This window comes from Nostoc sp., from assembly GCF_035638895.1.
Classification (GTDB): domain Bacteria; phylum Cyanobacteriota; class Cyanobacteriia; order Cyanobacteriales; family Nostocaceae; genus Nostoc.
In genome coordinates this window covers 39,037-60,600 of sequence record NZ_DASQZC010000118.1, presented here as the reverse complement: position 1 = coordinate 60,600, position 21,564 = coordinate 39,037, and the positions used below count along the sequence as shown (strand labels likewise).

At 40.9% G+C, this 21,564-nt stretch carries 21 protein-coding genes and 1 pseudogene; 8 read left to right on the top strand and 14 right to left on the bottom strand.

The window, feature by feature from the left end; translation table 11 throughout:
- Nucleotides 1-50 precede the first annotated feature (50 nt).
- Nucleotides 51-425, top strand: a complete 375-nt coding sequence (locus tag VE944_RS05740; protein WP_324973561.1) for a winged helix-turn-helix transcriptional regulator — start codon at nucleotides 51-53, stop codon at nucleotides 423-425.
- 25 nt (nucleotides 426-450) lie between these two features.
- On the opposite strand, the gene VE944_RS05735 is transcribed toward VE944_RS05740, so the two are convergent.
- The 6 genes from VE944_RS05735 to VE944_RS05710 form a co-directional block, all read right to left on the bottom strand.
- Nucleotides 451-1,359: a DUF3153 domain-containing protein gene (locus VE944_RS05735; RefSeq protein ID WP_324973557.1), complete on the bottom strand. Its 909-nt coding sequence runs from the start codon at nucleotides 1,357-1,359 to the stop codon at nucleotides 451-453.
- 307 nt (nucleotides 1,360-1,666) lie between these two features.
- Nucleotides 1,667-2,932 (bottom strand): glycosyltransferase, encoded by a 1,266-nt coding sequence (locus VE944_RS05730; RefSeq protein WP_324973555.1) that lies wholly within the window; start codon nucleotides 2,930-2,932, stop codon nucleotides 1,667-1,669.
- Nucleotides 2,933-3,052: 120 nt separating this feature from the next.
- Nucleotides 3,053-4,492: a Coenzyme F420 hydrogenase/dehydrogenase, beta subunit C-terminal domain gene (locus tag VE944_RS05725; RefSeq protein ID WP_324973552.1), complete on the bottom strand. Its 1,440-nt coding sequence runs from the start codon at nucleotides 4,490-4,492 to the stop codon at nucleotides 3,053-3,055.
- A gap of 48 nt (nucleotides 4,493-4,540) precedes the next feature.
- Nucleotides 4,541-5,593, bottom strand: a complete 1,053-nt coding sequence (locus VE944_RS05720) for a polysaccharide pyruvyl transferase family protein (RefSeq protein ID WP_324973550.1) — start codon at nucleotides 5,591-5,593, stop codon at nucleotides 4,541-4,543.
- 5 nt (nucleotides 5,594-5,598) lie between these two features.
- Entirely contained in the window at nucleotides 5,599-7,119 is a 1,521-nt protein-coding gene (locus VE944_RS05715) for a lipopolysaccharide biosynthesis protein (protein WP_324973546.1), read from the bottom strand.
- A 648-nt stretch (nucleotides 7,120-7,767) separates the two neighbouring features.
- Entirely contained in the window at nucleotides 7,768-8,310 is a 543-nt protein-coding gene (locus tag VE944_RS05710) for a tetratricopeptide repeat protein (RefSeq protein WP_324973545.1), read from the bottom strand.
- A gap of 169 nt (nucleotides 8,311-8,479) precedes the next feature.
- On the opposite strand from VE944_RS05710, the gene VE944_RS05705 reads away from it, so the two are divergent.
- Nucleotides 8,480-8,914 (top strand): hypothetical protein, encoded by a 435-nt coding sequence (locus VE944_RS05705; RefSeq protein ID WP_324973543.1) that lies wholly within the window; start codon nucleotides 8,480-8,482, stop codon nucleotides 8,912-8,914.
- A 57-nt stretch (nucleotides 8,915-8,971) separates the two neighbouring features.
- Here VE944_RS05705 and argB read toward each other — a convergent pair whose 3' ends face one another.
- Nucleotides 8,972-9,865: an acetylglutamate kinase gene (gene argB / locus VE944_RS05700; RefSeq protein ID WP_324973540.1), complete on the bottom strand. Its 894-nt coding sequence runs from the start codon at nucleotides 9,863-9,865 to the stop codon at nucleotides 8,972-8,974.
- A 284-nt stretch (nucleotides 9,866-10,149) separates the two neighbouring features.
- Here argB and VE944_RS05695 point away from each other — a divergent pair, with 284 nt between their 5' ends.
- Nucleotides 10,150-10,773, top strand: coding sequence for a Uma2 family endonuclease (locus VE944_RS05695; RefSeq protein WP_324973537.1), 624 nt, complete (start codon nucleotides 10,150-10,152; stop codon nucleotides 10,771-10,773).
- 103 nt (nucleotides 10,774-10,876) lie between these two features.
- On the opposite strand, the gene VE944_RS05690 is transcribed toward VE944_RS05695, so the two are convergent.
- The 3 genes and pseudogenes from VE944_RS05690 to VE944_RS05680 all read right to left on the bottom strand — a co-directional run bounded on the left by VE944_RS05690 (nucleotide 10,877) and on the right by VE944_RS05680 (nucleotide 12,348).
- Complete coding sequence (locus VE944_RS05690) at nucleotides 10,877-11,212, bottom strand: XisI protein (protein ID WP_324973600.1); 336 nt, start codon at nucleotides 11,210-11,212, stop codon at nucleotides 10,877-10,879.
- Nucleotides 11,213-11,385: 173 nt separating this feature from the next.
- Nucleotides 11,386-11,781: pseudogene (locus VE944_RS05685) on the bottom strand (XisH family protein); the annotation flags it as partial.
- Between the two features lie 21 nt (nucleotides 11,782-11,802).
- A complete protein-coding gene (locus tag VE944_RS05680) occupies nucleotides 11,803-12,348 on the bottom strand; it encodes a shikimate kinase (protein WP_324973534.1) in 546 nt (181 codons plus the stop codon).
- Nucleotides 12,349-12,537: 189 nt separating this feature from the next.
- Between VE944_RS05680 and VE944_RS05675 the strand changes: the two genes are divergently transcribed.
- The 3 genes from VE944_RS05675 to VE944_RS05665 all read left to right on the top strand — a co-directional run bounded on the left by VE944_RS05675 (nucleotide 12,538) and on the right by VE944_RS05665 (nucleotide 13,908).
- Nucleotides 12,538-12,873 carry a DUF433 domain-containing protein gene (locus VE944_RS05675; protein ID WP_324973531.1) on the top strand — a complete coding sequence of 112 codons (336 nt, stop codon included), beginning with the start codon at nucleotides 12,538-12,540 and terminating at the stop codon, nucleotides 12,871-12,873.
- Nucleotides 12,842-13,180 (top strand): DUF5615 family PIN-like protein, encoded by a 339-nt coding sequence (locus VE944_RS05670; RefSeq protein WP_324973529.1) that lies wholly within the window; start codon nucleotides 12,842-12,844, stop codon nucleotides 13,178-13,180. The genes VE944_RS05675 and VE944_RS05670 overlap by 32 nt, the downstream gene beginning before the upstream one ends.
- Nucleotides 13,181-13,713: 533 nt before the next feature.
- Nucleotides 13,714-13,908: a hypothetical protein gene (locus tag VE944_RS05665; RefSeq protein ID WP_324973526.1), complete on the top strand. Its 195-nt coding sequence runs from the start codon at nucleotides 13,714-13,716 to the stop codon at nucleotides 13,906-13,908.
- Nucleotides 13,909-13,927: 19 nt separating this feature from the next.
- On the opposite strand, the gene VE944_RS05660 is transcribed toward VE944_RS05665, so the two are convergent.
- From VE944_RS05660 to VE944_RS05650, 3 genes are all read right to left on the bottom strand, one after another.
- Nucleotides 13,928-14,629 (bottom strand): LapA family protein, encoded by a 702-nt coding sequence (locus tag VE944_RS05660; RefSeq protein ID WP_324973597.1) that lies wholly within the window; start codon nucleotides 14,627-14,629, stop codon nucleotides 13,928-13,930.
- Nucleotides 14,630-14,924: 295 nt separating this feature from the next.
- Nucleotides 14,925-15,545, bottom strand: coding sequence for a flavin prenyltransferase UbiX (locus VE944_RS05655; RefSeq protein WP_100901789.1), 621 nt, complete (start codon nucleotides 15,543-15,545; stop codon nucleotides 14,925-14,927).
- A gap of 17 nt (nucleotides 15,546-15,562) precedes the next feature.
- Complete coding sequence (locus VE944_RS05650; RefSeq protein WP_324973524.1) at nucleotides 15,563-17,914, bottom strand: ribonuclease R family protein; 2,352 nt, start codon at nucleotides 17,912-17,914, stop codon at nucleotides 15,563-15,565.
- A gap of 1,225 nt (nucleotides 17,915-19,139) precedes the next feature.
- Between VE944_RS05650 and VE944_RS05645 the strand changes: the two genes are divergently transcribed.
- The gene (locus VE944_RS05645; RefSeq protein ID WP_324973521.1) at nucleotides 19,140-20,027 is read left to right on the top strand and encodes a hypothetical protein; all 888 of its coding nucleotides are present in this window, start codon (nucleotides 19,140-19,142) and stop codon (nucleotides 20,025-20,027) included.
- 81 nt (nucleotides 20,028-20,108) lie between these two features.
- Nucleotides 20,109-20,426: a hypothetical protein gene (locus VE944_RS05640; protein ID WP_324973518.1), complete on the top strand. Its 318-nt coding sequence runs from the start codon at nucleotides 20,109-20,111 to the stop codon at nucleotides 20,424-20,426.
- Nucleotides 20,427-20,546: 120 nt separating this feature from the next.
- Here VE944_RS05640 and clpP read toward each other — a convergent pair whose 3' ends face one another.
- Nucleotides 20,547-21,158 (bottom strand): ATP-dependent Clp endopeptidase proteolytic subunit ClpP, encoded by a 612-nt coding sequence (clpP, locus tag VE944_RS05635; RefSeq protein ID WP_196517036.1) that lies wholly within the window; start codon nucleotides 21,156-21,158, stop codon nucleotides 20,547-20,549.
- Between the last annotated feature and the right edge of the window lie 406 nt (nucleotides 21,159-21,564).

The following is a 21,564-nucleotide window of genomic DNA, read 5'->3' as shown; positions in this document are numbered from 1 at the left end:
AGTAAAGTATTTACTATAAAGTAACTGTCGGACTTTAAGCTAACTTACCGATGTCTGTCTCTAAAAATCCTGATGCTTGCCCTGTCAGTATTCTGATGTCCTTACTATCAGGGCCTTGGACAATGTATATACTGTGGGTGTTGTGTAATAGTGGGCCTACTCGCTTTGGTGCATTGAAACACCTAGTTGAGGGCATCTCTAGCAAAGTTTTGACGGAAAGACTGAGGATGCTTGAGGCAGCAGAGATTATTTATCGCCATTATGAACCAACTGTCCCACCCCAAGTAACTTACGGTCTTACAGAACGTGGTCAGGAACTCATTGATGTACTTCATCAACTCACTGCACTTGCTGAACGTTGGTATGGTAGCGAACAACAGTCTAAATGTGAAGTAAAAAAGCCGATGGAAAATGCATCGGCTTAACTGACAATATAAACAGATGAATAGTCTACTGTTCTTGGATAGTTGCTGCTTTGGGAGAAAAGTGAATTCTGGGATCTGGCATAAAATTGTATCTCAAGTACAATCCTCCCCAGACAAACAGGATAATTAACAACGCACCAATACCAAGGGGACTAGGAAGCCAGAAAATGGTTTCTATGTGGTTTAGCTCACCAGGCTGGAGTTTCCACACTAATCGATTGCCATTTTTTTCTGGCTCTATGGCAGTTTCAGTTAGTTGAATATTTTTGGCTCCCCAAGGAGTCTTCAAGCTAAATTCCAAGTCGAGAATTGAACCAGCATTAGTCAAGACGTTACCTTTGCTGGCAATTAAGGATAGCGATCGCAAATCCAAATCATAAATCAATCGATTTCGGACTAAAAGTAAAAAATTGTTTTGTTCCAAAAGGACGTTTGATTCAATTTTCGGCAGTTCTGAGTCAGATTGGCTCCCTACTGACTCAGAGGGTTGATTCGCACGGGAGTTAAAAAATTCGTTAAACTTCTCTTGCAATTCCCTACCACTACTAAAAGGAATTGTGACAATGATTTCTTCTTGGGAAACTCGCTGTGTTTTACCCTCTAGCTGACGGGCGCGGCGCTCTATGCTATTTAACCATTCATACACAGAATCGCCACTAAAACTAGTTAGCCGTTCTCCCAACTTAATATGCTGTACTAGTTCGCCACTATTTGAGTTGTCGAAGTTAAGTCCCACATCGTACTTAACACAGCCAGTCAGTAGCAGGGATGTTAACACTACTAGCCACAGAATAGGATTCCGTATGGCAAAGACACGGTTCATTCGATTTCGACCAATCAGTGGTGAGATAAATTTCATTTTTGCCAACACAAAACTAAGTGGTCTGATTAACCACAAGAAAATTTTTCCTAAAGTTGAAGGATTTTTAACCATAAATCTCCGCAAAAGTCAAACTTTTTAACTTATCTTGACTTTTATCTCAACAGGAGGCAGCTCGGTTTCCCCCAAGAGGAGATGTCAAGGGCGATAGCGATGGTATTGGCCCTCAACCTCCACCAATTGCAAACACCAAATTATAGATTTTGGTGGGGTACTTTAACCCTTGTTCCACAACGTTTATGCCAGAAGTTCGGTATCAGAAATATAAGAGCTTTTTGCCCTGAAATTTCTGCTTTTATTGTTAAATTTTTTGATAGATGTCTCAAGCCGATGGAGAGGAATCAACAAAACTGTAAGTAATTTAAACCTTGTGTTGCTCCTTTCTTTCTTTGAACTTGTCGTCTAATAAATTTTGATATATTTCCACTAATTGATTATTTAAAATATTTATATTGTAATGTTTTTCTACAAAGCTCCTACCTGCTGCACCCATTTTAGACCATACTTCTGGATGCTTGACTAAATAGCTCAACTTTTCGGTCAATGCGTCCACATCTCTCTCTGGCACAAGAAAGCCTGAAATATCATCTTGAACTAATTCTGGAATTCCACTGTGCTGGGTGGTTACTACTGGCAAACCCATCGCCATTGTCTCCATTAACGCAACAGGAATGCCTTCTTGATCACCTCCGTTACTGGTTACGCTAGGAGCCAAAAAGATATGTGAGTTATTGAGAATCGCAATTATTTCTTGTTGCTGCTGTGAGCCTACTAGTTTTACAGTGTCAGCAATACCTAGTTGTTTGATTAACCTCTGTAACTTCTTCCTCAGATAGCCATCACCTACAATAGTGTACTGAATATTGAAATTGCTAGCTATCAATTTAGCAACTGCACGAATACCGTACTCTATACCCTTCTTTTCAACCAATCGAGCAACTGTTACAACATTAACTTGACCATCAGATCGGGGTTTGCGTACAGCAAAGGCAAATTTTTGACAATCAATTCCCATATGATGTACAGCTATTTTGCCAGTACATCCTATTTCAATTAATCGTTGTTTCCAATGTTCACTAATTGGTAAAAAAAGATCACCGAGATTGAATAAGAGGTCGTATGCTTGCTCTCCATTTTGGCTTAAATAGTTAGTCATATCATAGCCATGAAATACAGTGATTATTTTTCCTTGAATAGCACCAATTTGACGCCATAAGGCTGCCTTTAGACCGAAGGGCCCAAAGTGACAGTGGATAATGTCATAATTTTGTTTGTGTTTTAGTAGTATAATTGTCGCGTAGAATAATTCTAAGGAAATAGCTCGGCTACCATATTTTAAAAAATTTAGTGATTCTATTAATGGTACAGAGTGTTTCGAGAAATTTGCTGTTAACCAGATTAAAGCTTTGGCCATTCGTACAATATAATTGTCAGGCCCTTTACTATAATAATAGGTATGTTCAAGAAGCTGATACTTTTCAACATCAGGATGTATTTTTGAAATATCCCCTACATGACAAGCGTAAATATCAACTTCATGCCCAAGCTCTATTAAACCTGTAATTTGGTTAAGTATAAAAGTTTCAGAGACAGTTGGAAAAGGTTCGACAATAAAAGCTATTTTCATCAGAAATATCCTCAATTATCAAGCAAAAAAGCTATTTTCATCAGAAATACCCTCAATTATCAAGCCACAGTACTTAACTTGCAAGATTACACGCCAGCCAAAGTTTTACAAAAATTGACCTTACCTCAAAAATACTGATTTAATAATCTTTTTCAAAACAAGTATTAAGCTTTTCAAAAATAGCGGTTTATATAGATAATTATATTTTTCAATTACAGTATCCATAGAACTTTTAAAATAATCAAAATTGCCTACTTCCAGAGCTTTATCGAAAGCAGTATGGCTTTGACTGGCCATCAATATTCTCAATTCATATATCTTTTTTTGCCTCAGGTTTATATGATTAAATTGCACTTTAATGCGTTTTAATGGTCTCCAAGAACCTACTTTATCTTTCAAATGGAGACGATAAGCTAAACCATCGCGTCTATGCCGTAATCCAGCGTCTTGTGATTTTGCAACCTCATCAGCGCTAATGTGATCTAAATTTAGCCTTCCTGAAGATATGCCACTTTCAATTAAAGCTTTAATTAATGGATTACGGACGACAACAACATTAGTACCATCACTATCTTTAACATATTGAGGCAACCAAGCATCACCAACAACGATATCTGCGGTTTCAGCTATTACATCATCACAGTAATCACAAGCTTGATACTTGAAAAAGCCATGTCCCCAAAGATAGCCATAAAAATTATGGTTTGACCTCGTAATTCTAACTTCTTGGTTATCCTGATTCCCTACAATCTCAATACCATACCGATTTGCATCTTGATTAGGAATTTTCTTTCGGAAGTTGATAGAAAGAAGATTACCAGATTGCACTCCACACTGCCAAGCAAACATATCGGCAAATCGAGTACTTTTTAAGTGTCCACATACGAGTCCTATACAGAATCGAATGCGTTCACCAATAATGGGGTCTTGTTTTGCTAAAAGACGAACTGCCTTAATAAAGCATGGAACACCAACAATTGCGTATCTGCCAGGACGTTTCCGCACTAAATCTAAAACTTCTGACATTTCAATTGGATAATAACGAGATTTCGCACCAGCGCAGATTTTATCAATTGAATCTGAAACTTGAAAACGAAATAACATCGGATCAGTTGCCGATGGTTTTTGCCCATGCACATGAATTACAGCATCAATCAAACCTTGGCTAAATAGTTCAGTGATAATCCATGTACCCATACCACCCGAACTACCATGCTTGCGAAAATTTTTCTCTGAAACGAATCCAGCATAATTAGCCAAGTAGTAACCAATCAGCTTATGATGCTGGCAATTCTCACTAAAAAGTTCTTGGCCTATTTGGTCTTCGTTGGCACTAACCCCCGAAAATGGACACACTGCCAGCACAGAAGGATTAGAAGTTTTACTATCATTTGAACGATCTAGTGATGCACAAAAACGACCATATTTATCCAAAGTTATATTAATTGGTGAATCCTGAACTGATGCACAGACTCCGCAACCAATACAATATCCACCTGCAACTACGGTATTAAATAGAGTAGATACTTCTTCTGATTGACTTTCGTAGATTTTAGACATTTATTCTTCAATTTATGGTATATCTAACAAGAAAAAATTGTGAATTATTTAAGTCTTCAGTTCATTTAACACTATTCTCTTAGGAATTGTATCAAAATATGTCTTATTCCAATCAGGAACTTCTCTACTTTCAACGGATATACACTCATCTACCGCTGAGGGAATTGCATCAATGTTAGGTACAAATTTAATGAAAGGAATTTCTTTAAACCAGTGCATTGCAGAGGTCAATTTATGATCTACCGTTGGTAATACTACACATGGCTTTCGGCATAAAATTGTAAAAATTAAGCCGTGATAACGATCAGTTATTACAACGTCCGCAGCCTGAAATAAATCAAGTGTACGTTCTACAACTTCCTTTCTTTCATTAACTTTGATAGGGCTTGCAATTGTTGTATCAAAGTAGGTGCAATCATAAGGCAGCTTTTTGGCTATTTCCTCTCGTTGCTCTACATTTAAAGCAGATTCGTCATCAAGCCGCAAACAAAGAAGAACTTTTGGTGGGTTATTCTTTCTATCTGACTGCCTCGAAGGTAACGAAAGCACGAAGTCAGGCATACAGAATGTCTGAGCTTTTGGAAATAACTCTTTAGCCAACTCACCACTTTGCGGATCGCGACCTATAACTGTGAGATTTTGGTGAGTAGCATAAATTTGGCGTGTATTCTCCTGCTCTGTTCTGCCAGTCGGAGTATCACTAAAGTAAATTGTTTGTGGTAAACTAACAATTTGGTTCTGAGGGAAGGAACTGATGAGTAAACGCCGAATACTCTCAGACCAAATACCACGATCGCCTAGATTTCCTCCACTATGAAGGAAAAATAAATCATTTGGTTGAACCAATTGCTTTAAAGCTGGAATAAATTTTTGAGATTCGTTTTTATCCAACTCAATCACAGGCAGTTCAGGAAAGTGCTTTTGTAGCCAAACCCTGATAGCAACTACCTGGGCATGATCTCCTATATTTTTTAAGTAGGGTGGAGGAGTCAAAGCATAAATGATTTTGCGTTGATTTATTAAAGATTTATGGGTGTATAAAAAATTTGCATTTTGTAGTTTTTGCTTAACTGGACGAAGAACTTCTTTAATGTTAGTCATAATGGTCAATTGTTACTTTTAGGTTTGATAATGAATGGCATTAAATTCTTGAAATCTTGAAGTGCCGCTCTTCCTGCTGGTAGAGCAATAAGAACTAATAAAGTTATCGCTATATTAATAAAAAAAGCTATGGTAAGGCTAATTATCGGATGGAATATTCCTACCCATTGACGAGTTATTAATAAGACGAATAGACTACATAAAGATGCAAGGGTAGATGGTGCCATTGTGCGATATAAGTCTACAGCTTTAACTGAGCCAGATCGTCCAACATACCAGAACAATATGGGCGTACGAATGAGTAAACCAGAGATTGAATAAGAGGCAGCTACACCGACTGATCCCCACTGTATACCAAAAACAATAGCTACAACAGACAATGTACTACCAATAATTCCCCACTGGAACATGTGGTTGGTGCGTCCTTGTGTAATGAAAAGCCAACCAGTTGTATTTGCAACAGGCTGAGTGAAAGCTATAATACCGAGCAGTGAAAATATTGGACTGGCATCAGTCCATTGTGATCCTAGAAGCAACAACACTATCCAGTCGGAAGTTGCAATCATGAATACGACTAGGGGACCAGTTATGATAGTTAGCTTTTCTAGAATTCGTAGGTATGCTTGTCGATAGCGCTCTGGTGAATCTATTAATCTACTCAAAGCCGGTATAGCTACTTTTTCAAATGGTGCATTGATTTGTTGAAGTGGCAATAATAGCAACTGATAAGCTTTGGTATATAAACCCAACTGTTGCGCTCCCCAAACTTTTCCGATAAGTAAATTATCAAGGTTACGGGCAAAGTAATTGACAATATTGAAGCCAGTTAGGTTGCCACCAAAAACTAGCATAGATCGCACTCCAGATTGTTTAACAGGAAAACTCGGACGCCAACTACATAGAATCCAAAATCCGACAGTGCTAACAATTCCTGTTACTAATGGTAAAATTACCAGCGCCCAATAGCCCAAACCAAACCAAGCAGCAACGATCGCACTTCCAATACCAATCCCTACAGACATAATCTCGTTGATCGTCAGCGCTTTGTATTGCATCTGGCGATTGAGCAAAGCAGAGTGTTGAACACCTAAGCCACTGATGAAAAATCCTGATGCTAAACTTAGGGTAATCCAGAGCAAGCGTGGTTCATTATAAAACCAAGCGATTACAGGTGCGATCGCTATTGTAACTATGCTAGTTACAATCCCTAGTGCTACATTCACCCAAAATAGGGTACTAACTTGCTTGTGATTAATCTTTTCCTTCTGAATAGTTGCCGTTGACAACCCCAAGTCTTTAAATATGGTGACCAGACCGGTAACTACAGTCACCATACCCACCAAGCCATAATCTTGTGGTGTTAATAACCGAGCCAACACTACATTTGATCCCAAAGTCAAGCCAAACTTCAAACCTTGGGCAATAATAGTAACTGCTCCACCCCTAATAGAGCGTTCTTTTAGGTCAGCCTTAAGATGCTCAGTATGGAAATACTGATTATTGTCACTAGAAGCACGATTTTTCATGTATCTGGTCTAAATTTCTAGCCGATATGTTGCTATCAACTAAATAAAACTGGTTGTTTCAGCAGTTGGAGCAAATACACAAATCAAAATGGGAACCAAAGAAAAACTGAATTGCAGATCCAGATTTAAAAATCTAGTGATTTCACTGAAGCCTTTGAGTCTGTTTGATGGCATTGAAAATTGCCGGAAATGTTATAGAGTAATTCTGCCATAGTTTTTTGGCTAATTTGCAGCAGCTTTAAAAACTTTTTCAAAAAATACTACTAAATAAAATTACTAACCTACATACTGCTTGAATACAAGTACTTGCGGCATTTTAACTGTATGTGTACAGCTATCAAATTGTGAAGTTTATATAAATATTTTATAATTTCTATTGCCAAAAAGATAATTTTGATGTAAGTGCGGTTAAGGTACTTTACATTGAAGAGGAAAAGGCAATAAAAGCGTGATTTTTGTTGCTCTTTTCTCGTCTTTTATCTAATAAAGGTTTTTAGGGTGAGGTTCATCAAACTCACATTAACTCAGTCTCAGCCTTCTTTAGCACCTTTTTTTAACTCGTCGAACTACTAGGAAACTAGATTTTTTCTGTTAAGGCATCACGAATGTGGTTCGTTGGAAACTCACCTAATCCAATGTAAATTGGTATCAGCCAGGGTTCCCTGAAAAACTTAACCACACTAAGTACGAGATGGTTAAACCAATGGCAATTAGCGCCACCCAGATAAAGCGATTATCTCTGGTATTGACCTGACTGAGGTCAACAAATTCTGGCTCCGTAGGTTTAAGCTTTTGCTGCACAGAAGATTTAGTAGACTTAGCAGGTACAGAAATTTTGAGTTCATTATCGGATAGTGCGCCTAAATCGGGGATTTCGGTCATCCACTCGCTGGGTCTTTTCAGCTTTGGTGCTTTTAAAATGTAAAGCATCTGTCGCGCTTGTTTGCCAATTTCAAAATGGGCATGGCGTTTGAGTCTTTCGCAAAGAGCGATCGCATCATCGGTGCGTCCAGCTGCTTCATAAGCTGTCACCAGATGAATTTCTACTTCCCCCGCAAGGCGAGAATTACGAGCTAACAGGGCGCTGGCCTTTTCTAAATTTTCTATGGCTTCGCGGTATTGCCCATTTTCAAAGGCAGCTTTCCCAGCCTGGTAGCGGGTTTTAGCAATTTCTAAACTTTCTACACTCACGGTTTATACAATAATCAGCACTATTTTAATTTTGCCAATGCCAGCAATCTTTTTGGAATTTTTTCAAAAGCTGGCAACCTGAAACTAAATAAACTTCTAAAATTTTAACTAAGTAGCTGCAATTATTTTCTGATTAAAAATTCTGGTATCAAATACACGTGAGCAAAATATGTTGAAAATCAAGCATTCGCAACTGAATTGGCTCTTAGCAGGTATGACTTTAGCAGTTGTGGGTGTAAGCATTGCTCCAGCTTCTGCACAGCGTGTGATCGTAATTGATGGTGGTTATGGAGTCAGGCGTAGATGCGAAGCAGCTTGTCGTCAGACATCGCCTCCTGTCGGTTCCTTCATCTATGGTAGCCCGATTCCCACACCTATGCCTGTAGACCCAGCAACGGGACTGATGCCACAACGCAATAATTACCCTGATTATTACTATCCCCAGTTCAGGCAGAACGTGAGAAATTCTACCCTAATTAATCCAACTTTGATTAATCCGGCAATTCGAGACTCAACCATAGTTAATCCGGTGATTATAGATAATTCATGGCATCGTAGATCATTTAGCGGCGGGCGATCGCGTGTTTTCGTTTATCCCCGGTAGAGTGCAAAGTGGGGAGCAGAGGAGGAATCCTAACTCCTCACTCCTAATTCCTAACTCCTATGAGGTATGCGAACCGAGAATCATTGTCCCGATCCCAACATCAGTAAAGATTTCTAATAATAGGGCGTGGGGAATGCGACCATCGATAATGTGTGCTGCACGGACTCCTTGAGCAAGCGATCGCACACAACAACTGACTTTGGGAATCATTCCACCGCTAACTATACCATCGGCAATCAGTTCGCGGGCTTCACGAATATCTACTTTTGGAATCAAAGTAGATGGGTCTTTATAATCTTTTAAAATTCCACTAGTGTCAGTCAATAAAATTAGCTTTTCTGCTCCCAGTGCAGCAGCGATTTCTCCAGCTACAGTATCGGCGTTAATGTTATAAGCTTGCCCTGTCTCGTCTCCGGCGACGCTGGACACTACCGGAATATAGCCATTGCTAGCGAGGGTGTCCAAAATCTTGATATTCACATTGCTGACTTCCCCAACAAAACCGATGCCTTCTTGACCTTGGGGACGGGCTGTAAATAGATTACCGTCTTTACCGCAAAGTCCTACAGCCAATCCACCAGCTTGGTTAATTAGCGCGACAATTTCTTTGTTGACTCGACCAACTAAAACCATTTCCACCACATCCATTGTGGCGGCATCAGTGACTCGCAAGCCATTTTTAAACTGTGGTTCGATGCCTAGCTTATCTAACCAACTGTTAATTTCTGGGCCACCGCCGTGGACTACAATTGGACGTAAGCCGACGCAGGATAAGAATACAATGTCGCGGATAACTTTGTCTTTAAGTGTGCTATCTTTCATCGCTGCGCCACCATATTTGACAACAACAGTGCGACCGGCAAATTGTTGAATATAAGGTAGTGCTTCGCTTAGTACACGTACACGAGTGGCTTCATCTTGCCTGATGTATTCAGAATCGTTGTCCGTCATGAGGAGCCTAACAGAGAGAGTTAAAACCTATGCAGTCAGTGTAGAAGACTTTGTAACTCCTCACAATCTCTGATGCCAAAATTGAGTATTTTTGTACTATAACAACTCTAGCAATCTGGCTGGATTTGTAAAAATATGGTTGCTTGTTATGTAAATAACACAGCAATAACAGTAATAGTGGCAGTATCTCTTTTGTAAGGAGATACTTTTAGTGGTATTAATAAGCGCTTTATTGGAGTTATGGATATTAATTAAAATCATTCGGCTGAAGCTAGGGAATGAAAATGACCACGCTGCTAATTCAAACTGAAAGCACACCCCTAACGGTAAATTTCCCCTCGCTGGTGCAGATGACAAATGAGCAGTTCTACGAATTTTGTCAAGCTAATGGAGATTTACGAATTGAGCGTACTGCCAATGGGGAAGTTATCATTATGCCACCAGCTTTTTCAGATACGGGCAACCGTAACTTTAATATTGCTGTACAGCTGGGGAATTGGACTGAACAAAATGGCACTGGCATAGGCTTTGACTCCAGTGCAGGTTTTACACTACCCAATGGATCGATGTGTTCCCCTGATGCTTCTTGGATTGAACTGGAGCGCTGGAACGTCTTAACAGATGCACAAAAAGCCTCATTTGCGCCAATTTGTCCTAGCTTTGTGATTGAGTTACGCTCATCTAGCGTAGGCGTAGCCCGTCGTAGACATCGCTTGATAAAATTACAAGAGAAAGTGCAGGAGTACATTGATAACGGTGCATCACTAGGCTGGTTAATTGATCGGCAGAATCGAAAAGTCTACATTTACCGTCCTAATCGAGAAGTTGAAATTTTGGAAAATCCCGAAGCCGTTAGTGGTAATCCAGAATTACCAGGATTTATCCTACGGATGACCAAAATTTGGTAATTTGAGTCTTCTTAATGAGAAACTTGGGGTTTAAGAACATTAGCAATTGCTTCAAGAATTCGCTGAGAGTAAAGTGGTGTTCGTTGTTCGAGGAGCGATCGCACTACGCTACGCCATAATCTGTATACTGACGCTTATATGGAGCTTGCAAACCCAAGACAATATCCTCTCGCGGTACTCCCATCATCACTAATTCCTCTGCTGGATTGCGATCGGTTAAATTCTGTTGCAGCCAGATTTTCCCATTTTTAATATCAAAATGGATCACGCATCGATAAATACGATTAAATTCTTGCCAACCTACATTCATCCATTGATAATGATTGCGTTCTGTGTCTAAAATCAGTTGGACTTCAACATTGTTATCCGAAACATCATCACTGGCATAGTTCGTCAACAATGTTTTAACATATTCTTGATATTTTGCTAGTTTATCCACTCTATAATAGACCTCTTGCATAATTATTTTGTGGTATGGTTAAGGGTTTAGAAAAAATCCATATCAAAATCTATACAGAGAATTTTTGTTACCTCATTAGGATGTTTGATAGAGATAGAAAGCAAATTTTTAAAACCCCCCATCATACCATAATTTATTTTTGCAAGAGGTCTAATCACCTCATCTACTGGATTGTAAACAATTAATAGCACCTGATACTGTTTGATCGCAGTTTGAGTAAACTCCAGTTGAAAAAATGTTTTGTACGTATCCAATGGAACTGCTAAGTATAAGACTCGCTCTGGGTCATATCCTGCTAATGCTAGACGGTAACTAAGAAATTGTCCCACAGAGTAAAAATCTGTAATTGCCGAGGGGTTTAAAAAGCTTTTGATTTCAATTGCTATTTTTTCATTTCCTTTTTCTGCGGCAATTATTTTCTCTACGCCTAAATCAATTTGGAAATTGACTTCCCCAAATTTAAATTGTAATGGATCGTTCGTAATCCTCCATTGTTCTTTTTGCAAAGCTTTTTTAACTGATTCATGAAAAATATCTTTTGCAGACACAGTTAGATTAATATTCCCTAATTAATGAGAAATAGTTTTTTTTAGTACGCCAGGAATTGCCTCAAGTATTCGCTTGGCAACGTCTTCAGGTGTATCTCCCTCTCGCTCGGTGATGTGCAAATCAGCTTGAGAATAAAGTGGTGTTCGTTGTTCGAGGAGCGATCGCAATTTCCCTTTAGGATCAGCATCTTGCAGCAGTGGTCTTGTGGTATCCTCAGCTAAACGGCTGTAAATTATCTCCACTGGCACATCTAGCCACACTATCAAACCGTGGTGCAGATAGCCCCAGTTTTCTCGCCGCAGTACAATACCTCCCCCGGTTGCGATAGTTAACCTTGTAAAAGCACAAACTTGTGAAAGTACGTCGCTTTCTAACTGGCGAAACCCTGCTTCACCTTCTTCGGTAAATATCTGATTGATAGATTTACCTGTTGCTTGGGCAATAACATCATCGGTATCCACAAACCCATAACCCAATTCCTTCGCCAGTAAGCGCCCTATTGTCGTCTTACCAACGCCCATTATCCCAATTAAGTACAAGTTGACTCCTTGTAATAAGCTGCTCACCAGTTGTTTCGCTCCAATTCTGAGTGCTGAGTCACAGTTTCTAATTATAAACTCAACGACTTAATCTCGGATTTAAAAATAGGAAGTTTACCACTATCGTGCAAGCGGATAAAATTACTTGATTGGCGATCGCTAATTAGGTGATAATTAAAATATAATTTGTTCTTATAGGAGTATTTCTTGGATAAAATGTCTAAGATACCAGTAATCTCAGAACACATTGAAATTACTCCAGATGGGAGTAAACCACGCATTGCTGGACACCGAATTAGAGTGCAAGATATTGTTATTTGGCACGAACGGATGGGGCTTTCGCCTGACGAAATCGTTTATCATTATCCCAGTATCACTTTAGCTGATGTTTATGCTGCTCTAGCTTATTACCACGATCATCAAGATGAGATCAGGCAAGAAATTGCAAAAGGAGAAGCCTTTGTCAAAGAAGTACAGGCTAAAACTCCTTCGATTCTGCAAGAGAAACTAAAGAATCGAAATGACACAAAAAATTCGATTCCACCTAGATGAGAATGTCAGTAATGCTATAGCAGATGGCTTACGTCGTCGTGATATTGATGTGACGACTACATCAGGAACAGGACTGATAGCTGCATCAGATGGAGAACAGCTTTATTTTGCAATGTCTCAGAATCGGGTAATTTTCACCCATGATGATGACTTTGTAATACTTCATCATAGTGGCTTTATTATGCACACAGGAATTATTTACTGCGCTCAGAACCGTCGGTCAATTGGGGAAATATTGAGAAGTTTAATTTTAATCTGGGAAGTTCTTGAGCCACAAGAAATGAGCTATCAACTTGAATTTATTTGAAAGCTTTTATTTATTTTTAAATTCTACAAATTTATCTTCTATTTAAGAGGAATTAATTGTTGTAATTACCGTTATTAATGTAATTGAAGTAACTCAAGCAATAGATTAAGATGCTTCTGTGAAATTACCATAAATAATAAACGATGAATTTGTCAAAAACCTAGTAATATCCCTATTGTAACTTGGTATTTGCTGTATAGCGATCGCTATGCTTAACTAAAAAATTAATATAGCTTGTTTGAAACTTTATCCAAACAATTTCTGTCTATTTAAATAGTCCGAATTTTCACTCTGGTGGGTAAATTTAGGTATACCCAATACTGTGTTTCTACTAACACAGGGTCGTGATTCTAAAAGTTCAGTTATAACAAGCCCCAATCAATTAAATGTTTCCTATAAAGGTGTAAATAATGACTTATATCCGGCGATCGCCCACAAAAGCTTGCCAAGTTGAAATTTCGGCACAAAAACTACTGCATATTTCACCCCAATAAGCCTGAATGAATAAATATAGGATGGATGAGGCGTCAACTATGACTCGAATTCGTGATGTTGTAAAAAAAGCTTTAGCAATTGGCTATTTGACAGTGGAAGCTGAAAATCAACTACGACAACTCTTGACTACCCGGTATGACTTGGAAGATTTTAATGCTTTCATGACTTTGCAAGAAGCTGCCATGACTGGTAAGGTCAAGCAAGAGTCTAGAGAGCAGTGTGGCATCAAATAGAGACGTAGCCTGCTACATCTCACCGACGGGGGCGTTTACCATCATCTTCAAAATCATCATCATCATCAAAAAATTCCCAATCATCATCATCATCGGCTTGATTGGTAGTTGGCGGCTGATAAGGGGGGACGATTACCCGGTAATCAGCATCATAAACAGATTCAGTTTTTCCCGCAGCCGTATTTTTTGGTTCCCGGTAGCTGTAGGAATAAACTGAACCAGACTGAGAACTACTTTTAGCTTCTGATTGACGTTCGTAAGTTGTAGAGTCTTTAGGCTGTTGAGCTTGAGAATTAGGAGTAGATGTTTCCTCTGACTTTTCATCAAAGTTCCAATCATCATCTTTACTGCCATTTGTCTCCCAATCATCAAATACATCACTAGTAGGCTCTTCTTTTTTACTAGCTGGTGGTGGAGAACCGGCAGGGCGAGATGTAAATTCTTCTCTACGGGTTGCCTTGGCACGAGGTGTTGTGCTTCGGCGGTCAGGAGCTTGGCGTTGTCTTCCTCCAAAATAATTGGATAAGTTAAACAAGGTAGCAATCAATACAGATGTGAAAGCACCAGTGGCAGTACTAAACAAAATCCATATAGCTAGTGGTAATGGTTGAGTTCGCACGCCCAAAAATACTAGCGATACGGCAGGTGAGAAATTTTGGACTAATAACAGCGTTAGTCCTCCCAGTACTGCCACCAATAGAATTAAGCGAATTACAGCCATAGCAATTTTGTCAGTTGTCATTTACTGAAGAGGACAAGGGGCAGGGGACAGGGGGCAGAGGGAAAACCTCATAAATCAAATTTATTTGCTCTGACACCCTAATAGAGCCGGGAATTCCAGAATCTTTCTCCCTTTGTCCCCTCCTCACTACTCCCCTGCCTCTTTTGTCAGTGGTCAGTTATCAGTCTGAATATTCTTCGCTAATTACTGTTCACTGACTACTAACACTATCAGCCATCTCTATCATTACCTTTTTAGAACTATTGTGAAATTTACAATAAATCCATTGAGAATGTTAGCGACGACCTTGCCACCTCTGAATTGGAATGCAGTCAATATCTAATTGATCTAAAGCACGGGCAACTACAAAATCCACTAAATCCTCAATGGTTTGGGGATTGTGATACCAGGCAGGAATAGCGGGGACAATTCTCACTCCAACTTCTGCTAGAGACGTTAAGTTACGGAGGTGGATGAGGCTAAAAGGGGTTTCACGAGGAACAATGACTAACTTTCGTCCTTCTTTGAGTTGGACATCCGCCGCCCGTTCTAGTAAATCGGAACTCAAGCCAGCCGCTAGCTTTGCCACTGTGCTCATGCTGCATGGAATAATTATCATCCCCAGAGTGGCAAATGAACCACTGGCAATCCCGGCTCCAACGTCACCCCAAGGATGGCACCGAAGTTTACCCGAAATTGCGACTCCAGCTTGCTCTCGCCAGAATTGTTCTTGTCCGGTTGGTTCAGGTGGCATCCGAATTTCCTGTTCTGACTGCCAAACCATGTAAGTAGATTTAGAGGCAACCAATTCAATACTAAACTCCGCTTCTAGCAAAAATTTGATTGCGCGAACAGCGTAAATCAGACCAGATGCGCCTGATACGCCTAAAATTAGAGGTTTTGTGTTATTTGACACGTAAGGGTTACTTAATTTTACTCGTCATCAGAGTAAGGGTCTAGGTCATCAGGTTCAATATCATTTGGTAAGTAGAGGTCTGAAAGCTCCTCATTGGAACCACCGCCAGTTAAACCTCTGGGTACGCCATCGCTGCCAACTGTTACCAAATCAATTTGCTGACGGTAGTAATCGACACTCTTAACTTGTACGGCGACGCGATCGCCTAATCTGTAAGAAGCGCGATTTTTACGACCAAACAGTGCTTGTTGTCTGGCGCGATATTCATACCAATCGTCTTTGAGAGAACTGACGTGTACCAATCCTTCTACCCTCAAAGGCACACCAGGATTACTACTGGACTCCACCTCGGCTGCTGGTACTTCAATTTCTACAAAGAAACCGTAGGATTGAACCCCGGTAATCACGCCTTGAAATACCTGACCGATGCGCTGCTTCATCAGTTGGGCTTTTTGCAGCCCAGCTAAATCGGCTTCAGCTTCTAGGACTTCTTTTTCTCGGTCGTTGATTTGGACAATTACCCTAGTCAAATCGCTTTGCAGTTCTTGTTGCAATTCTGGGGGTAAAACGTTCCAGTTAATTTCCTCGTGGCTGGAGGAGTGGCGCAGGTTAACGCGCTCTCTCACACGGGTATTGCGGCGATCGCGTCCGTTTTCGAGTAGCGCGTAATACACTCTCTGCATCAGCAAATCTGGGTAACGCCGCAAGGGAGCGCTAAAGTGGACATATTGCGGTAGTGCCAGACCAAAGTGAGATCCTTTGGTGGTGCTGTACGCTGACGGCTTAAGTGTATCTTGTAACAAGTAAGTAAGAACTTGCTCAGAGGGAGATTCAGCAAAAGCTGTGGTCAAATGTTGATAATCTAAGGGTTGGATATCGACTTCTGGATCTAGTGTGAGGTCAACGCCTAAATTGACTGCCAATTTCAGCATTTCCTGGACATCTTCAACATCAGGTGTGCCTTGAACTCGCCAGATGGCGGGAACACCAAGAGCATTTAAGTGAGTTGCTACCAGTTGATTAACTAACAGTACCAACTCCGTGAGTAGCGATCGCACTGGTAAATCATTCACCACCACAGCGCCGAGAATCCCCTCATCATAGTAGGCGTTTTGGCTGGGCGGCAGATTCAACTGGAGGCTACCACGATTTAACCGTACCTGTTTGACGGCTGTTTGCAAGGCTTGGAGGTCTTGCAGGATTTGGGAAACCTGTGGGGATTGAACTTGAGATTCACCTGTGAGAATTGCTTGGGCTTGTTCAGTAGTCAGTGCAGTTTCGACGTTAATTACACTGGGTTGAATTTCCCACTCTAGGACTTGTCCAGATTGGGGATCAATGGTAATTAAAAAAGAGATAGTTAAGCGATCGCTTCCAGGTACTAAAGAACAGCGTTCTACCACACCTGGGGGCAAAATTGGCAACACTAATTCTCCCAAATACACTGATTTGCCCCGTTTGAGTGCTTCTCTATCTAGGGCTTCGTCAGGTTGGACATAGTGAGAAACATCGGTGATATGAACGCCCAAAAGCCAATTTCCGGCTAAGTTTTTTTCTAAACTAAAAGCGTTTTCTATAACTTTGGTATCGCCTACCCCTTCAATGGTGAAGGTAAATAAATTACGTAAATCCAGCCGATTTTTCAGGTCTGCTTTTAGTAGCTTTTTGGGCAACTTGGCGGCTGCATCTAGGACATTATCTGGAAAAGTCCGGGAAAGGTCGTGTTTGCACGTAACTAAATCTATATCAGCAGCAGCTTCGGCATCGCTACCGAGGATTTGCACTACTCGACCAAGGGGAGGATATTGTGCCAATGGGTAACGCAAAACTTCTACATGAACCAAGTGATCGATCGCTTCTTCCAACTTTGCCCCATTAGGCTGGATCTTCAGTTCAAAGAGCAATCGATCATCTAAAGGCACAGCCCTAAAACCAGCTTCCACCTGCTTGATTCGTGCCAGTAAAGTGTGGTTAGAACGTTCTAGAATTAGCTTTACCTCCCCTTCGGGAGAGCGACGGCGACTGCCTTCTTTAAGAACTCTGACCAAAACGCGATCGCCATTCCAAGCATTACTCAGATGACTTTCGCGGATGTAAATATCCTCAGCTCCTTCCACATCTTGAATAGCAAAGCAAAAGCCTTTACTAGAACAACGGAGTTTTGCTTCGATTATTCCCTCTTCTGAGACACGGCGGTACTTGCCCCGTTCTTTTACTAAAATACCGATTTTTTCCAGAACATCTAAGGCAATGTGAAGTTTTTGTAAGCTTTTTTCATCTTCACAGCCAAGTTTCTTTTCTAAAACCTTCCGAGCTACCAATTTATCATCGGTGAAATTGGCAAGGAGTGTAGCGATTGAAAATTCCATGCAGTGAACCGACCTTTGGTCAAAACATCATTTTTGTTTAACAAAACAGAATTCAGGAGTCAGTCGCCAGAATGGGCTAAACCTTAGCTATCCGCTAACAGAATTGAATTCTCTGTAACTTGCGGATAGCGCAGTGGTAGCGAGTCCGCGTTTGAATCAAGAGGTTTAAGTTCCCCACAAAAATTTTCTTGTTTTGTGGTCAACTTTTATAGTGGCGGGTCTCTCTTACAAAATTGCTCCTCTTCTCCCAAGGGGAGACGCTAAAAGCGATGGGGAGACCCCAAGACCGCGCTTTGCGCTGAATTCCCCACTATATTGATTCTGAATTCTGAATTCTGAATCAATCTGGTTCTTTTCTCTATACCCTCACGGCTTACAGAAACAAGTTGGAAACGAATTGCTCAGAGGCAAGACTTCCTAAGTTCTAAGGAAAGGAAGCCCGACCCCGCAAGAGTGATAAACTACTCCCGCAGTTCTAAGCAAAGGAAGGCGACCCACACATAATGGGCGTCTACGAACTTCTCACTGCACGATGATCTCAGAGTTCGCCTGCGTTCAAGTCTCTTCACCTAACCAAACTTAAGATTACACGCCTGATTAGGATTTAGCCCCGCTAGGTAATTACGCGACGGGTTTTTGAGAAGCTGGGTTTAGAGAATCCAGACTGCCCAAAAGGGCTATGCAGGGGAGCCACTGCCGTCTTGGGGTTTCCCAAAGTAGAGCAAGTGGCGTGGAAACTACAGGTGTTTGATTGTCTAGAGTGAAGGTAATTTTACGACATTATACTCTGATTTTTAACTAGGCAAAACTGCGGTGAACCCAATTTTCCCACATGTAGAATCGGTAACAATTAGGTGAGCAGCTTAATAAGCAGTGAGGGCGAACCTTATCTCCATTATTGTAGATTTAGAGCGCACTTCCAGAAAATACTTCTAGATATCCAGTTGGGTAATCAGTATAGCATTGCAGGCAAGGCTACCCAGATAAGTTAGCACTAGCCAAAAATTTCGTCAAAAAAGAGCTACTGCTACAATTGGGACACAAGGCAAAGCATTAGAAGGGACTATGGATTGGGTATTAGGGACTGGGTATTAGGGATTAAGGATTAGGGGTTAGGGATTAGGATAAAATAATTCTTTCCTCAGTCCCCAGCCCCCAGCCCCCAGTCCCCATTCCCAAGTCCCAAGTCCCAAGTACCCAAAAGATTTAGATTGGTAGCAGTATTATGTTGGCTCAATTCCAGAGCTTGTATCCCAAGGGCAGTCTGATTTCTGAATTAGTGCAAATTTTTCAAGGAAAATATATTGTCCGGGCAAGCGTGCAAATAGAAGGCGTAACCCGTGCTACGGGTATGGCAGCAGCAGAAACAGTAGAAGCAGCAGAAGACCAAGCTAGAACCAGGGCACTGATAGTTTTGGGTATTACAAATACGCCACAGCAATCAGTGGCATTTAGCTCAAATCCAATTCCCCCAGTGCAGCTAAACCCTTCCTTGAATACCAAAGGTGGATTAAATGAGTCTGCTGCCTATTCTTCTGCCAAAGATCAAGATTTTGTTAGTAGTCAGTGGCCAGTGGTCAGCGACAAAGAAATATCTATACCGTCTTCTAAAGTACGGAACATAAAACCCGAAGTAGTAACAAACAATAATGAACAGTACGGCTACAGCAGTGGTACGTCTCTACTAAGCGATAACTATAGCCAGGATTTAGGTCAAAACTTTCCTGCGACACCCAACAAGGAGCTAGAATTTGATCCTCCAGTGGAAAACTTGGAAATAACCTTTGATAACCAGGTGGAAAATCAAACCTTTCCAGGGATTTCTGCCAATAATGTCACACCATTTACACCTCGGAGTTACAGCCCTCAAGAGGATATCGCCACCCCGCCAGTGACAGGAAAGAGAAAGAAAAAAGCTGAACCCGTTGATTTATCGGATGTAATTGCTAAAACAGATGTCGAACTTCAGCGTTTAGGCTGGACACCAGAACAAGGGCGAGAACATCTGATTGAAACTTATGGTAAGCGGGGACGTACTTTGCTAACTGAAGAAGAATTACACGGATTCCTCAAATACTTACAATCGCAGCCAGACCCAATAGCGGGATTTTGATTAGTCATTTGTCATTAGTCATTAGTCATTTGTAAGGACTAATAGACTTCTTGCAAAAGTCTATCTCCTTTTCCACATTCCGTGGAAAGTCAGGTTGAGCGATCGCATTTGCTTGTTGGGCGGCAGCATTTGCTTGTTGGGCGATCGCATTTGCTTGTTGAGCTACAGCATTTGCTTGTTAAGCGATCGCATTTGCTTGTTGAGCGGCAGCATTTGCTTGTTTGGAAGAAGGTATTGGCTAAGACTGATGTCGAGATAGAGCGTTTAAGCTGGACACCAGAACAGGGACGGGAGCGACGCGTTCTTTACTGGCCGACGATCAATTCCAGCAATTCCTCCAATATCTCCAATCTCAGCCAGACCCAAAAGCAGAATTTTGATTTCCAACTTCTAAATTAAGTGTTGAACTTCAAAACTCGGTTTAGAAGTCAAATAACCCCTCTTCAGTTATGAAAAGGGGTTACTTTTAGGGTTTAAGGGAATTAAATGTGGTAAATCACCATTTACCGATCGCAACTATTAATTAAGAACAGCAACTGCTGGACGGCTACCAGCAGCGTGACGGTCAATCACTTGGTCAATCAAGCCATATTCCCTGGCTTCCTCTGGTGACATGAAAAAGTCACGCTCAGTATCTTCCGCAATCCGCTCGATTGGTTGACCTGTATGTTCAGCTAAATAGTCATTTAGCCGCCGCTTGTGGTACAGAATCTCCCGCGCCTGAATTTCAATATCAGTTGCTTGTCCTTGAGCGCCGCCTAGAGGTTGATGAATCATAATCCGAGAATGGGGTAGACTCATCCGCTTGCCCTTAGCACCAGCACTGAGGAGAAAAGCGCCCATACTTGCCGCCAATCCGGTACAAATGGTACAGACATCAGGGCGAATATGCTTCATAGTGTCAAAAATGCCCATACCAGCCGTCACCGAACCACCGGGAGAATTGATGTACATATAAATGTCTTTCTCCGAGTCTTCGGCATCCAAATACAGCAGTTGGGCAACAATCAAGTTAGCAATGTTGTTGTCAACTTGTTGTCCCAAAAAGATGATGCGCTCACGCAACAGCCGTGAGTAGATGTCAAAGGCGCGTTCGCCTCGACCCGATTGTTCAATAACGATAGGAATCATGGAAGCGTGTTTGTGGCTACTTTAAATACATTTTATCGGTGACAGCACGAAACTGGGGTTTATCTCTACTGTTCTCAAGCAGATAAATCCAACCTTTATCGTTTTCCCTTGCCCAAAAACAGTACAAAAGATGATTTGGCGATAAATTCAACCCCCAAGGGCACTTTTTAACCGCAAAAGGTGTCTAAGAAAATATCCCATGAAGAACAAATCAAAAAACTTCAATCATCGCCAACCTCATATCTCGGCATTTGCTGGACAACTTTGGCGATGTGGTGATTAGACCGAGAACCAAAATCAGACTTGCTTAGGGAATTGTCTTAATCCTGTAACATTTTAAACATTTTTTTAGGATTTCCCTCGGCAAATATCAAATTATTTTTGTTACATTCAGTAAGTACTCAAA